General features: G+C 38.6%; 14 protein-coding genes. 1 reads left to right on the top strand and 13 read right to left on the bottom strand.

Going from position 1 to position 12,936, the window contains the following annotated elements; all coding sequences use genetic code 11:
* Positions 1-66 precede the first annotated feature (66 nt).
* The 12 genes from AC4PG0_RS07420 to ssuE all read right to left on the bottom strand — a co-directional run bounded on the left by AC4PG0_RS07420 (position 67) and on the right by ssuE (position 9,727).
* The gene (locus AC4PG0_RS07420) at positions 67-978 is read right to left on the bottom strand and encodes a pseudouridine-5'-phosphate glycosidase (protein WP_003770033.1); all 912 of its coding nucleotides are present in this window, start codon (positions 976-978) and stop codon (positions 67-69) included.
* Complete coding sequence (locus tag AC4PG0_RS07415; RefSeq protein ID WP_010991188.1) at positions 975-2,093, bottom strand: carbohydrate kinase; 1,119 nt, start codon at positions 2,091-2,093, stop codon at positions 975-977. Before AC4PG0_RS07415 ends, AC4PG0_RS07420 begins: the two co-directional genes overlap by 4 nt.
* 132 nt (positions 2,094-2,225) lie before the next feature.
* Positions 2,226-2,927 carry a pseudouridine synthase gene (locus AC4PG0_RS07410; RefSeq protein WP_112120255.1) on the bottom strand — a complete coding sequence of 234 codons (702 nt, stop codon included), beginning with the start codon at positions 2,925-2,927 and terminating at the stop codon, positions 2,226-2,228.
* Between the two features lie 71 nt (positions 2,928-2,998).
* Positions 2,999-4,321: an LLM class flavin-dependent oxidoreductase gene (locus AC4PG0_RS07405; RefSeq protein ID WP_010991190.1), complete on the bottom strand. Its 1,323-nt coding sequence runs from the start codon at positions 4,319-4,321 to the stop codon at positions 2,999-3,001.
* Positions 4,318-4,584, bottom strand: a complete 267-nt coding sequence (locus AC4PG0_RS07400) for a glutaredoxin family protein (RefSeq protein WP_003763682.1) — start codon at positions 4,582-4,584, stop codon at positions 4,318-4,320. Before AC4PG0_RS07400 ends, AC4PG0_RS07405 begins: the two co-directional genes overlap by 4 nt.
* A complete protein-coding gene (locus AC4PG0_RS07395) occupies positions 4,577-5,572 on the bottom strand; it encodes an LLM class flavin-dependent oxidoreductase (RefSeq protein ID WP_203573747.1) in 996 nt (331 codons plus the stop codon). The genes AC4PG0_RS07400 and AC4PG0_RS07395 overlap by 8 nt, the downstream gene beginning before the upstream one ends.
* On the bottom strand, positions 5,569-6,348 hold the full coding sequence (locus AC4PG0_RS07390) for an amino acid ABC transporter ATP-binding protein (RefSeq protein ID WP_003768096.1): 780 nt from the start codon (positions 6,346-6,348) through the stop codon (positions 5,569-5,571). Before AC4PG0_RS07390 ends, AC4PG0_RS07395 begins: the two co-directional genes overlap by 4 nt.
* Complete coding sequence (locus AC4PG0_RS07385; protein ID WP_492167753.1) at positions 6,345-7,052, bottom strand: amino acid ABC transporter permease; 708 nt, start codon at positions 7,050-7,052, stop codon at positions 6,345-6,347. Before AC4PG0_RS07385 ends, AC4PG0_RS07390 begins: the two co-directional genes overlap by 4 nt.
* Positions 7,053-7,065: 13 nt before the next feature.
* The gene (locus tag AC4PG0_RS07380; RefSeq protein WP_003763687.1) at positions 7,066-7,782 is read right to left on the bottom strand and encodes an amino acid ABC transporter permease; all 717 of its coding nucleotides are present in this window, start codon (positions 7,780-7,782) and stop codon (positions 7,066-7,068) included.
* A gap of 21 nt (positions 7,783-7,803) precedes the next feature.
* The gene (locus AC4PG0_RS07375) at positions 7,804-8,613 is read right to left on the bottom strand and encodes an amino acid ABC transporter substrate-binding protein (protein WP_492167743.1); all 810 of its coding nucleotides are present in this window, start codon (positions 8,611-8,613) and stop codon (positions 7,804-7,806) included.
* Between the two features lie 16 nt (positions 8,614-8,629).
* Positions 8,630-9,166, bottom strand: a complete 537-nt coding sequence (locus tag AC4PG0_RS07370) for a GNAT family N-acetyltransferase (RefSeq protein ID WP_492167744.1) — start codon at positions 9,164-9,166, stop codon at positions 8,630-8,632.
* A 15-nt stretch (positions 9,167-9,181) separates the two neighbouring features.
* On the bottom strand, positions 9,182-9,727 hold the full coding sequence (gene ssuE, locus AC4PG0_RS07365; protein ID WP_492167745.1) for an NADPH-dependent FMN reductase: 546 nt from the start codon (positions 9,725-9,727) through the stop codon (positions 9,182-9,184).
* A gap of 241 nt (positions 9,728-9,968) precedes the next feature.
* On the opposite strand from ssuE, the gene AC4PG0_RS07360 reads away from it, so the two are divergent.
* On the top strand, positions 9,969-10,868 hold the full coding sequence (locus AC4PG0_RS07360) for a LysR family transcriptional regulator (RefSeq protein WP_010991195.1): 900 nt from the start codon (positions 9,969-9,971) through the stop codon (positions 10,866-10,868).
* A 26-nt stretch (positions 10,869-10,894) separates the two neighbouring features.
* Here the strand turns inward: AC4PG0_RS07360 and AC4PG0_RS07355 are convergent, their stop codons facing one another.
* Positions 10,895-12,847, bottom strand: coding sequence for a Na+/H+ antiporter (locus AC4PG0_RS07355; RefSeq protein ID WP_010991196.1), 1,953 nt, complete (start codon positions 12,845-12,847; stop codon positions 10,895-10,897).
* Between the last annotated feature and the right edge of the window lie 89 nt (positions 12,848-12,936).

The raw sequence follows: 12,936 nt of genomic DNA, 5'->3' as shown, positions 1-12,936 counted from the left end.
TTATTTTTAAATTAATTTTAACATAAAAAAGCTGCCACCACTTAAAGGCGACAGCTCTATTGATTATTAGATATTTTGATAAGCTACGGCGATTTGAGTACCGATTAGTGCGTTGTGTTTTACTAGTTCGATATTTGCTTCTAAGCTCTTACCGTCTGTTAGTTCTTTTACTTTGCCAAGAAGGAATGGTGTAACGTCTTTTCCGTGGATGTGGTTTTCTTCTGCTTCTTTAAGTGCAGTTTGGATAACATCGTTAATTACTTTTTCATCCATTGCAAATTCTTCTGGGATTGGGTTTGTGATTACAGCGCCACCTTCAATTTTTAGATCCCATTTTGCTTTAAGGGACTCAGCGATAACTTCTGGAGCATCTGCACGTAATGTTAATTCTACATCGCTTGAACGAGTATAGAATGCTGGAAGTACGTCTGTTTGGTAACCAATTACTGGAACGCCTTTTGTTTCTAAGTATTCCATTGTTAAGTTTAAGTCTAAGATAGATTTTGCTCCAGCACATACTACTGCTACATTTGTTTTCGCTAACTCTTCTAAATCAGCAGAAACGTCCATTGTTGTTTCGGCACCGCGGTGAACTCCGCCGATTCCACCAGTTACAAAGATACCGATTTCTGCTAATTCAGCACAGATCATCGTTGCAGCTACTGTTGTTGCTCCTAGTTGTTTTGTAGCAATAAGGTAGCCAATATCACGACGAGAAACTTTTGCTACATTGCTGCTTTTTGCAAATAGTTCTAGTTCTTCATCAGAAAGACCGATTTTAATTTTACCGTCGATTAAAGCGATTGTTGCAGGTACCGCGCCGTTATCACGGATAATTTGTTCTACGTCACGAGCCATTTCAACATTTTGTGGGTAAGGCATGCCGTGAGAGATGATTGTGGATTCTAAGGCTACGATAGCTTTTCCTTCTGCTTTTGCTTGTTTTACTTCTTCGGATAATGATAGATAATTTTTCATTTGAATTCCTCCAGATCTTTTTGTAGTTGGGATGTTGATAAATTTTGGCGAACAGTGTATTCAGATTCGAGTGTTCGCGCAGCATTTACGCTCCCTGCTTTTAAAATTTCTTGTAAAGATTTTCCTTCTAACCATGCATAAATTACCGCAGAACAAAATGCATCTCCTGCTCCTGTCACATCTACAATATTTTCAATGACAATAGCGGGTTCAAAGATAATGCCTTCTGCGTTGTTTGCTGCAACTGCACCTTTACTGCCATTTGTAACGATGACATTTTTCACGCCTAAATCTAGCCATTTTTGCGCAGCTAAGCGCCAGTCTTCATCGTTTTCAATGGTCATTTCTAGGTGAGTTTCTGATTCGTCTCGGTTGCATATTAGCCAAGTCACGTGATCCAAGCGTTCTGGTAAATGAGACATTTTAGGTGAGGAAACGGGTACCAAGACTAATGGGATGGAATTAATTTCGGCAAAACTCCCAAGGTATTCTAATGTTTCTTTTGGACAATTTAAATCGGCAATAATGGCGCTCGCTTGACTTAGCAAGCCTTCGTTTTTCGCTAGTACATCTGGGGTTAAGTGATCGTATGCATCCATGTCCGCTAGTGCAACGAGCAAATCTCCATTGTTTTCGAGTACGGCTGTATAAGAACCTGTTGCGATGCTTGGAAATGCAGTGACATAATCTAAGTTCATATATGTATTACTGGCATTTTTGACAGCTTCCCAGTCGGAGTCTGTTCCACAAGCAGTGAGTAATATAACTTCTTTTCCAAGGCGACCAAGGTTTTCACCAACGTTCCTAGCAACTCCGCCAGCACTTTGTGTTGAGCGCACCGGATTAGATGTAGCTAGCTGGGCCTTGTCTTTAATGTAAAACTTCCGATCGACGTTCGCTCCACCTATACAAACGATTTGTTTTGCTTCATTTAAAATATAGGCTTTTCCTAAAATGCGACCTTTTTTAATAAGGCCAGAAATAAGGTTCGCTACTGTCGGTCTTGATAAATCAAGTATATCAGCAAGTTCTTGTTGAGAAATGTAAGGATTTTTACGGATGGAATTGAAAATTATCTCTTCCTTTTCGTTCATTTTCGCTTTATTATTCTCCACGATATAATGCACCTCCATTCCAAACTTTTGTTTTAATTTCAAACACATGTTTATTATATATGTAAATGCTTTCTTTTGCAATCTAAAAAACGAAAATCCACTTCTTTTTAGGAAGAAAATTTTCGTTTATCGTTATTTATTTTGAAGGATAAGCAGCTCGTTTTCAGTCAGTGGGCGGTATTCACCGAGTTCAAGAGATTCATCTAGTTGTAAGTTCCCCATTGAAATTCGTTTTAAATAGCTGACTGTTTTCCCGCGAGCAGCGAACATTCTTTTCACTTGGTGGAATTTTCCTTCTTGGATAGTTACTTTTATTTCGTTCGGAGTGATAATTTCTAAATGAGCTGGTTTACAGGTGTAGCCGTCATCGAGAGTGACGCCAGCACTGAAGGCTTCTACATCCTCTGCTGTAACATCGCCATCAATTTTAGCATAATATGTTTTATCAATATGCTTTTTAGGTGAAAGTAAATTGTGAGCGAGCGTGCCATCATTAGTTATAATAAGTAATCCTTCTGTGTCTTTGTCCAAACGACCGACCGGAAATGGATTAGTGAGCGTGTCTTCTTGCTCGAGTAAATCAATGACGGTTTCTGACAGATTATCCTCGGTTGCACTCACGACATTTTGGGGTTTATGAAGCATAAAATATACGAATTCTTGGTAAATGACAGGGGTTCCGTGAACAGTAACTTGATCTTTGTCTGGATTCACTTGGGTTTTACTGTCTTTTTGAATCGTTCCATTTACGACAACTGCCCCGGATTTAAGCAGTGGTTTCACTTCTTTACGACTCCCGAAACCTGTGTGGGACAATAATTTATCTAAGCGCATGGTTTAGCTCCTTTTTTCTTTTATTGTAACAAAAAAACGAAGATCCTTAAAGGCGCTCCGTTTTCTTTCTATTATTTGATGTTGACGGCTTGTTTATTTTTTGGTATTTCAAGACCTAGGTTGCCTCTTAAGGTTGTGGCTGGATATTCGTTTCGATACAATCCTCGACTTTGTAAAAGCGGAATAACTTGCTCGACAAATGTTTCAAAAGTACCTGGGATGTCAGACGCGATGATAAATCCATCTGCCGCCTCATTTTGAAACCAAATTTCGATTAAATCAGCTACTTGTTCTTTTGTTCCTATAAAAGGTGTTTTCGGGGTGGCTGCTTCGGTCGCTACTTGGCGCAGGGTTAGATTGCGCTCTTTTGCTTCTTTTTTGATTCGATCCGTCGTACTTTGAAAAGCATTTTTACCGATATCGCCAAGGTCGGGGAAAGGTTCATCTAGTTCAAATTGGCTTAAATCATAATCATCGAAATAACGCGCGAGATAGGTGACGGCATTTTCAATCGGAATAAGATTGGCAAATTCAGTGTATTTCTGCTCGGCTTCTTCTAGAGTATCCGCTACAATTGGGCTAATGCCTGGGAAAATCCTGATCTCTGCTGCATTTCTGCCAGCTTTTTCAGCACGAGTTTTCACATCTTGATAGAATTGAATAGCTTCTTCAAGCGAATCTGAATGCGTAAAAATAGCTTCTGCGTTTTGGGCTGCAAAATCCCGACCTGTGCTAGATGCCCCCGCTTGGAAAACGACTGGTTCTCCTTGTTTGGAGCGGCCGATATTTAACGGTCCTTCCACTTGAAAATACTCACCTTGATGGTTCAAACGATGTAATTTTTCTGGATTAAAAAATTCGCCGGTTTCTTTATTATAGGTAAAAGCATCTTCTTCCCATGAATTCCATAGTCCGCGAACCACCTTTAAATGTTCTGCCGCAATGCTATATCGGTCACTGTGGGTTGGGAGATTTTTCTTGCTATGATTTCGTGCTGCTCCTTCTTGCGGAGAAGTGACCAAATTCCAGCCAGCTCGACCACCACTAATATGATCTAATGAGGAAAGTTGCCTTGCGAGCGTGAATGGTTCCGTAAATGATGTCGAAAATGTTCCAACTAGACCGATATTTTCTGTAGACTCTGCTAAAGCGGATAAAATAGTAATCGGCTCAAAACGATTAAGAAAATGCGGAATAGATTTTTCAGAAATAAAAAGACCATCCGCAATAAATACAAAACTAAATAGGCCTTGTTCTGCAATTTTTGCACGAGTTTTATAAAAATCTAAATCTGTACTTGCTGCTGGGTTAATATCTGGGTGGCGCCAACCATCTGTTGTGCCGCCAACGCCGTGAATGATTGCGCCAAACTGGATTGTATCTTTTCTAGTCATTTTACTTCCTCCTTTTGTAGTAAAGCTTTTTCTAAGTATTCGATACCGATTTCAGTTACTGCTTGGTAAGTCCCTTTTTCTATGTCACCAATTTCTACTACTGGAACGTGGCGAATACCGTATTTGGCTTGCAGTACTTCTCGTAAGTAATCATGATCTGTGACGTCAATATCTTGGAAGACAATATTTTGCTCGGTTAAATAATCTTTCACATCTTTACAGTAGTGACACCCTACTTTACTCCAAACAACGACATTAGCCATGGACAACTTCCTCCTTTATCGATTCACTTAATAATTGGTACGAATAGCGTTTGATTTCCGCGGATTTGACAGGTGTTAAAACGACAAAATCTTGAATATTATATTTTTTTGAAAGTCGGGTAATTTCTTCTCCAACGTCTTGTTTCGTCCCAGTTATTGCTCCAATTTTTTGTGTAATAAATCGATATGGTTGGCTGATGTCTTTCACGTAGGCTTCTGCTTGTTCACGTGAACCGACATTGACTCTCCGTCCGTCCGAAAGCTCTACTTTAATTGATTCTCGCTCTGGAATATGACGGTCTGCAGCAGCTTTTGTTTCAGCTACAACAACAATTGGCGCTAATTGAAAACTTGCTTGTTGATTAATTTGATACTGCTCAAATATATCCCGCGCTTCTTTTAAAACTTCCTCTTCGCCGTTAATAAAATAAGCAAACACAAAAGAAATCCCAAGTTCTGCAGCTTGCCTTGCACTTGCTACACTTCCGCCAAGTAAAAAGATTTCCGGATTATTTTCTGGTAGTGGTTTTGCTTCGACTTTGGAAGCAGATTTCCGTGTGACAAAATCGACTAATTCTATCAGTTTAGCATCAAACGTTTGAATAGGCTTTGCAAAGTCTTTCTGAAGGGCATCGGTCGCTGGTTGAAATCCGCCGGGCGCTTTGCCGACACCAAGGGAAATCCGTCCTGGCGCTAAGTTTTCAAGCACGTGAAATTGTTCAGCAACTTTATATGGACTATAATGTTGCAGCATTACGCCACCGGATGCGAGCTTAATAGTAGTTGTTTTTGCCGCAATATATCCTAAAAGAACTTCCGGCGCAGCTCCGGCTATTTCGTCTGAATTATGATGTTCAGCAACCCAAAAACGATAAAAGCCAAGTTGTTCTGCAAGCTCTGCAAGTTCTACAGTATTTTGTAAAGCCTCACTAGGACGGTCGCCGGGATTAATAATACTTTGATCCAAAATGCTAAGTCGAATAGTCATATGACACGCTCCTTTTTCACTTCTTTGATTTCATATAAGTAATCGGCCGAAACTCGGTGTAAAAAGCGTTTTGTTCGTTCTTCTTTTGTGTGATTAAATACTTCATCTGGCGTGCCTTGTTCGACAATGAGCCCTCCGTCCATAAAGACGACTTGATCTGCGACGCGTTTTGCGAACTCCATTTCATGTGTGACGACAATCATTGTTGCACCGGCACGAGCAATTTCTAACATTACTTCTAAAACTTCACCGACAAGTTCCGGATCAAGCGCTGCGGTTGGTTCATCAAATAAAATTACATCTGGATTAATCGCGAGCGCACGTGCAATGCCAACGCGCTGTTTTTGTCCGCCTGAGAGTTGGGAAGGATATGCGCTAAACTTATCGGCTAGCCCTACCTTTGTTAGCTCCCGCTCAGCAATCTCCCGCGCAATTTTTTTCGGGATTTTTCTAGCAACAGTGAGTCCTTCCATTACATTTTGAATGACAGTTTTATGGGAAAATAGATTGTATTGTTGAAAGACCATTGCGGTATTTTTTCGTAATTGTAATACTTCTTTTTTGGAAGGTTTCTTGCAGTTAATTATTTGGTCATGCATTGAAATTTCACCGTTTTCAGGACGTTCCAGTAAGTTTAAGCAACGTAAAAAAGTGGTTTTCCCTGAGCCACTTGGACCAAGAATCGTCACTACTTCTCCTTTTTTTACGGTTAAATCTATTCCTTTTAAAACTTGATTTTGTCCAAAGCTTTTTTGAATATTTTTAATGGTAATCATACTGTCCCTCCTTGATATTTAGCGATATTCTTTTCCAAAATATAATTAATTGCTTCTATTAGAATAGTTAAGAACCAATAAATCAGTGCTGCACCAATGAATGCTTCGAGAAAAGCGTAATTATCAGAAGCTACAATCGTGGCCATTCCAGTGATTTCTGGAACCGCGACGATAGCTGCAATCGAAGTTGTATGCAAAAATCCGATGCATAAATTAGTAAAATTCGGTAGCGAAGTCATAAACGCTTGAGGTAACAGCACTTTACGGATCGCTTGGCCATGCGTATATCCCATAGAATAAGCGGCTTCCATTTGGCCAATATCAACAGCAATAATACCAGACCGTAAAATCTCCGTTAGGTAAGCTCCCGCCGTGAAGGATAACGCGATTATCACAAACACCACAACCGGGATTTTATTTGCTGATATGCCTAAATCAAGTGACTTACTTAAAAAATCGACAATGAGCGGAATTCCTAAATAAATCAGCATTATATGTAAAATCGCTGGTGTGCTTCGAAAAAAAGATACGTAAAACTTGGCAATTGGTTCCAAAAAACGGACATGGTACATCCGGATGAGCGTTAGTAAAATAGCGATTATAAAACCGAACAATATCGGAAAGAATGTCATCGCAAGTGTTAATGGTATCATTTTTAGCATCGCCATTACGGCTGTTCCAATAAAAGGCACATCAAGCGGCATCATCATCTCTCCTTTAAAGTTCTATATCAAAAATACTGGTAAATCTGGTATTCTCTTTTTTAACTCGTTTTTCAATCCATTTGAAAGAATATTCAAGTAGCACAGCTGTAATATAGTAAATAATAGATAACGAAATATAAACTTCGAGCGCGTGATTGCTCAGGGTAATTAAGGTTTGGCCTCTACCTGACATATCCATCACACCTATCGAAAAAGCTAGCGAAGTATCTTTCAAATATCCAATTACTAAATTCCCAAAATTCGGCAATGCTTGATAAAGTGCTTGAGGCAAAATGATACGTAAAAATGTTTGGCGCCCGTTCAGCCCTACACTATAAGCCGCCTCCGCTTGGCCAGCATCTACACTATTTACACCAGCCCGAATCACCTCTGCAATGGTCGCCGCACTACTTAATGCATACGTTGCAATGGCGGCATAAAGTGGATCCATTTGCGATAAATCAATCCCAAATACGCTAGAAAGTGCTGGAATTCCGTAAAAAACAATAAACAATTGCACCATAATCGGTGTTCCGCGAAAAAATGAAATATATACGCGAGCAAATTGATTTAAAACAGGAATCTGATAAATTCTTGGTAATGATAAAATAACCCCTAATATAAAACCGAAAATAAGCGAGAGTGCCAAGATATATAACGTAATTGGTAAATAACCCGCTAACGTTGGAATAAAATCAGCAATCATTTTCACATCAAACGCTTTATCCATTTAAATGGCACCCCCTATTTTTTAATATTGTTCTTTTGAATAATCTGCACCAAGCCATTTTTCACTCAATTTTTTTAATGTCCCGTCATCAATAATGGATTGAAGTGCTTTATCTACGTCTTTACTCAGTTTAGTTTCATTTTTACCAAGCATGAAATATACCTTTGCATTTGATAAAACATCGCCTACTACTTTTTCTTTGATGGGGCTTGTTTTATTTTGGAAATCTACTGCAAAAGGTGTGGAAATCGTTGCATCAGCGCGACCTGTTTTTAGTTGGTTGGCTGCATCATTAGAACCTTGTCCTTCATAAGCGATTTCAAAATTATTGCCTTGTTCTTCATTGATTTTCTTTAAAACGAGTGCGCCATTTGACGTCGCACTTGTAATAACACGTTTTCCAGCTAAATCTTTTGTGCCATTTATGCTGTTATTACTATCTAATACGGTTAACTGTAATGGGAAATTATTATAGGCTACATCGTTAAATAAAAATTTCTTCTCGCGTTCTTTACTTTTTTCCATTTGATGCGCTACAATATCCACTTTTCCGGCACCAAGACTAACGAGTAAATTGGAAAAATCCATCGTTTTAAACTTGAATTTATAGCCTGGTAAACGTTTGTCAATTTCTTTCACTAGTTCAACGTCATAACCTGTTAATTTGCCATTTTCATCTAAAAAGCAAACATTAGGAAACTGCGTGCCTGTCCCGACCGTAATCGTTTGAACTTTTTTATTAGCTGCTTCTGGTTCATCTTTCGCTCCGCATGCGCTTAATGTTAACGCGGCTACAAGTACAAGCGCCAAAACTCCATATTTCTTTTTCATTCTTTCTCCCCCTTTTTTATGTCCTGCTAGGTATTCCGAGTAATGTGGCATCGAATTTTTCTGGAATTAAAATTTTCCGCATCATCACGCCGACATCGCCGTCCTCTTCATGTTCAAAATAAACTTCATAGCCGCGGCGCAAGTACATATCAAGTAGCCACGGATGTTTTCTTGCAGAAGTACCAAGCGTAAGTGCCGGAGCTTTAAGTGTATCGCGAAGTACCCGTTCTTCTACATACGTTAATAATTTATCACCAATCCCTTGTCCCGCTAATTCTGGTGCTGTTGCAAACCACCAAACAAATGGATATTTAGAAGGAGGCGAACTACTCTCCCACGGAAAACGAACAGTAATTGTAGAAATTAATTTACCATTCCGCTCTAAAACAAAAGCCGAAGAATTAACGATATTTTCGGTAACCATCGCTAAATCTGCATTAGTAGAAGGCCAATCGATTCCCAGTTCTTTCACGGACTTAAAAGCACTCGATAACAATTCCAAAAACTCCGGCGCATCTTCCACAGTCGCCACTCTAAAAATATCTTCTGCCATTTTCTACTCGCCTCCTTAAACTTCCACTGAATTTTGATTTAATAACGAAATGAACTGATTTAATGCACTATCCAGTCGTTCTTTCGCCGTAATTTCAATTTCATAAAGCCCGTCACCAAGCCGTTCAATTTGCTTATCGACCGTAAACTGACCTTTCAAAATTATTTCAGCCCCTAGCTCTTTTAAAACTGGATCTAGCGCGTATTGCAGTGCAAGTAAATGTCCATTTGATCCGCCAAGCCCTAGCGGTAAAACTACTTTCCCTTTTAAAGCCTTAAGCGGCAAAAGATCTAAATAAGCTTTTAACACGCCTGAATATGCGGCTTTAAAAATGGGTGTTGCGATAATAACGCCAGAGCTGGACTCAATTTCACTATTTGCTAAATGAATATCAGGATGCGTGAAGTCGGCAGTTACTAACGCTTCTGCTTGAATTTTGTGCACTTCGATAATTTTAACTTCCGTACCATTATTCGCTAATTGATTTGCTGCTAGTTGAATTAAACCGTTCAGCCGAGATTCCGTTTTGATTCCTCCAGCAATAATTGTCACTTTTTCCATCAAATCGCCCCTTTTAATTCCCATCAACTTACTTGGTTTTTAGATATTAGCTATACTATAAAGTAAAAGATTCTGTTTGGCTAATCAAAAAAACTAATAGCTAACCACAGTAATACTAATACTTCTGCTCTAATCCGCATTATTCCTATGAATTTTATCAGATTAATAAATTGCTTCTGGCTATTTTACGGTGTATACTGTTAGAAATATCAAAAAACTCCAATATGAAGGGGGAATTATATTGGAATTTAGAACCATTAAAACTTTTTATACGGTAGTAAATACGGGAAGTTTTCAGCGGGCCGCAGAAGTATTAAATTATTCGCAGCCGACTATTTCAATGCGAATTAAACAGCTGGAGCAAGATTTGGACGTGCAATTATTTGAACGGGGGAAAACGTTAAAACTAACCCACGCTGGTAGATTGTTTTATGAAAGAGCGGGTCAGCTAATCGCTCAATATGAAGTTTTGGATCACACAATATTTGATTTAAAAAATGGCAATGCTGGTCTTATTAAAATAGGAATCTCAGAACCTAGCGCGAGCCTCGTCTTACCACAAATCTTAAAACAATTTTTAACCGATTTTCCAAAGCTAATGGTGAATGTTTCTGTGGATGATGCTAATACATGTAGCCAAAAACTGATTGATGGGGAAATTGATTTTGCCATTTGCGGGGAACCCGAGCTGATTTTGGAGAATTTTTATTTTCCGTTTTTCCATGATACGCTTGATTTGATTGTGTCAGAAAACCATCCTTTAGCTTCTCGGACGTCTGTAGAATTGCTTGATTTACGCGATGAATGCTTTATTTTCACTCCAGCAAATTGCCCGATTCGCATCCAAATTGAGCAACATTTAAAACGTGCCATTGGTAGTGATTATAAAAAAATGGAACTCACTAGTAGCATGTCTCATAAGTATTTTGTCCGTGAAAACGTTGGTGTTTCTATCTTTACGAGCACCGCACATTCCGAACTCTTAGAAGGAACTGTTCGTATTCCAATTAAAAATTTACCTATTTCACCTCCAATTGGGCTTTTAACTAATCAAAAAGAAAAAGACTTTGATAGTACCACGAAAGAATTTATTGATCGAATTATTTATTATTTTGATGATAAAAAAAGACAGTTAGACTAAATAAATAGTCTAACTGTCTTTTTTCGTTAAAATTCTAATTGAAAACTTGCTTCAATCGCAAGGAGATTATCTCGGTAAACTTTCATTTCCTTCCTCGTAATCGTCCCTTTTTCAAAATAATGTTGAATTGTTTCCCGTTCAATTTGAGAAGCTAAATCAATTGTTGTTTGTAGTTCTTCATTATCTGTTTCTTTTTTATGTTTGCCGCTACCTAATGCTCGTTCAAAATTCATTAAATATAAGGAAATAACTTCAGGGTTAAATTCGTTTTTATCGAGCTCATTTAACTTTTGAACGACGAATTGATTATTTTCAGTTTGAAGTTTAGCTCGCTCTTTTCTACGTTCTTCAAAAGAAAGAGGTACTATGCGAAAATCACGAATACTATGACTTAAAAGCTGACGGTATCTCATTCTCGCCCGATATTTTTGAGCTCTTGTTTGGACATAAAGTCGTTTCCCGAGCCGCATCATAAGCGACAACCCAACCCCGGTGTCAATTTTCCGTTCGAATACGAGTCTTCTTGTATTTTCAAGTTGCCATTCTTGCGTTAAACGTCGAAGTTCTTTCTCAGTAGCACTCACTTCTTTATGTTCCATTAACGAAAAAATTCTGCCGTTATACATTTTTAGTACATTATTCATTTCTACTTCATTCTCGTCTGTTTTATAACGTTGTAATTGACCGACAACATCTCGTAATAGCGCAATTGCAGTAGTATGATCGGCTACTACAACATCTTTTTTAGCTGCAAAAAGAGGCAGTGTGAAGTTAGCTAAAAGTAGTGTCGTAATAATTACTCCCGCAGCAATAAAAATCAATAAATCACGTTCAGGAAAAGCATTGCCCTGACCTAAGACAAATGGTAAGGATAGCGCACTGACTAACGTAATGGTTCCTCGCACACCTGCTACAGTATACAAAAACGTATTTTTTAGCCTGCTCACTAAATCTGCATGGGGATTTTCCTCGTAATTGCGGAAAAACAAAATCCATAAGAACCGAAGAGCAAGTAGTAAAAACGTTATTCCGAAAATATATAGGAACAACATGCTTTTATGTATCCCCGTATCTTCCCAAATAGCTGTCATAATTTGCGGCAGCTGAGTCCCCAGTAAAACAAACACAAGGCCATTAAGACTAAAAATAATTACTGACCAAGTATTTTTAGAAAGCAAATTGAGTTGTGCCATTTCAGGATTGATCCTTTTATAACTAAACGAATGCACCATTCCCCCACTGACCACAGCCAAAATACCATTGACGCCAATATTTTCTGCCACCATAAAAATTAAAAAAGGCAGCAAAATTTCCATTAACATAAAAGAAGTCATGTTTTCAATACCGAGTTGGCGCAGACCACGCATTAGCATGATTTTCAGTAAACTAAGCACCACTCCAAGCGCAATCCCGCCTAGCGAAAGCAGCAAAAAACTAGTTCCAGCAGACATAAAGGAGAATGTTCCCGTCACAAGCGCTAAGACTGCGAATTGAAAGGAAACAAGTCCAGAAGCATCATTGATAAGCGATTCTCCTTCTAAAATATGCATAATTTTATGTGGAACCCTTACTTTTTCCGCTAGTGCTCCAACTGCGACCGCATCAGTTGGCGCTAGTGCTGCAGCAAGTGCAAATGCAGCCGCAAAAGGTATCGCTGGAATTAAATAATGAATAAAAGCTCCTAAAACCCCAACCGTTACAAACACTAGGCCAATTGATAATGATAAAATTGCTTTCCGATTTTTCCATAACGATTTTTTATCCGTCCTAGCCCCGTCATTAAAAAGTATCGGAGCCATAAATAGTAATAAAAACAACTCGGGATTTATATCCATCGTATGATCCCCGAGCGGAATCGCCAAAATAATCCCTAGTAGTACTTGAATTAAAGGCACTGCAATACTCGGCAAAAACCGGCTTAACACATTTGATAAAAAAACTGCACTTAACATTAATAAAATCAGTTCAAAAATCTCCATTAATACATCCCTCGTTCCCGTTTCCGCGCCCTGCTAATTTGTTCTTTAGCAAGGCATTTGATCCGTTCTCATACTAACAAAAATATTTT

It is taken from the genome of Listeria sp. MAN/IMW/UF464 (genome assembly GCF_058683955.1).
Note: the sequence above shows the minus strand (reverse complement) of the source record. Positions and strands in the feature narration are given on the sequence as shown.

Excerpts from the sequence above, each read along its gene's own strand:
- AC4PG0_RS07420 (WP_003770033.1), bottom strand. The coding sequence starts at position 978 with ATGAAAAATTATCTATCATTATCCGAAGAAGTAAAACAAGCAAAAGCA.
- AC4PG0_RS07410 (WP_112120255.1), bottom strand. The coding sequence starts at position 2,927 with ATGCGCTTAGATAAATTATTGTCCCACACAGGTTTCGGGAGTCGTAAA.
- AC4PG0_RS07405 (WP_010991190.1), bottom strand. The coding sequence starts at position 4,321 with ATGACTAGAAAAGATACAATCCAGTTTGGCGCAATCATTCACGGCGTT.
- AC4PG0_RS07400 (WP_003763682.1), bottom strand. The coding sequence starts at position 4,584 with ATGGCTAATGTCGTTGTTTGGAGTAAAGTAGGGTGTCACTACTGTAAA.
- AC4PG0_RS07395 (WP_203573747.1), bottom strand. The coding sequence starts at position 5,572 with ATGACTATTCGACTTAGCATTTTGGATCAAAGTATTATTAATCCCGGC.
- AC4PG0_RS07390 (WP_003768096.1), bottom strand. The coding sequence starts at position 6,348 with ATGATTACCATTAAAAATATTCAAAAAAGCTTTGGACAAAATCAAGTT.
- AC4PG0_RS07385 (WP_492167753.1), bottom strand. The coding sequence starts at position 7,052 with ATGCCGCTTGATGTGCCTTTTATTGGAACAGCCGTAATGGCGATGCTA.
- AC4PG0_RS07380 (WP_003763687.1), bottom strand. The coding sequence starts at position 7,782 with ATGGATAAAGCGTTTGATGTGAAAATGATTGCTGATTTTATTCCAACG.
- AC4PG0_RS07375 (WP_492167743.1), bottom strand. The coding sequence starts at position 8,613 with ATGAAAAAGAAATATGGAGTTTTGGCGCTTGTACTTGTAGCCGCGTTA.
- AC4PG0_RS07370 (WP_492167744.1), bottom strand. The coding sequence starts at position 9,166 with ATGGCAGAAGATATTTTTAGAGTGGCGACTGTGGAAGATGCGCCGGAG.
- ssuE (WP_492167745.1), bottom strand. The coding sequence starts at position 9,727 with ATGGAAAAAGTGACAATTATTGCTGGAGGAATCAAAACGGAATCTCGG.
- AC4PG0_RS07355 (WP_010991196.1), bottom strand. The coding sequence starts at position 12,847 with ATGGAGATTTTTGAACTGATTTTATTAATGTTAAGTGCAGTTTTTTTA.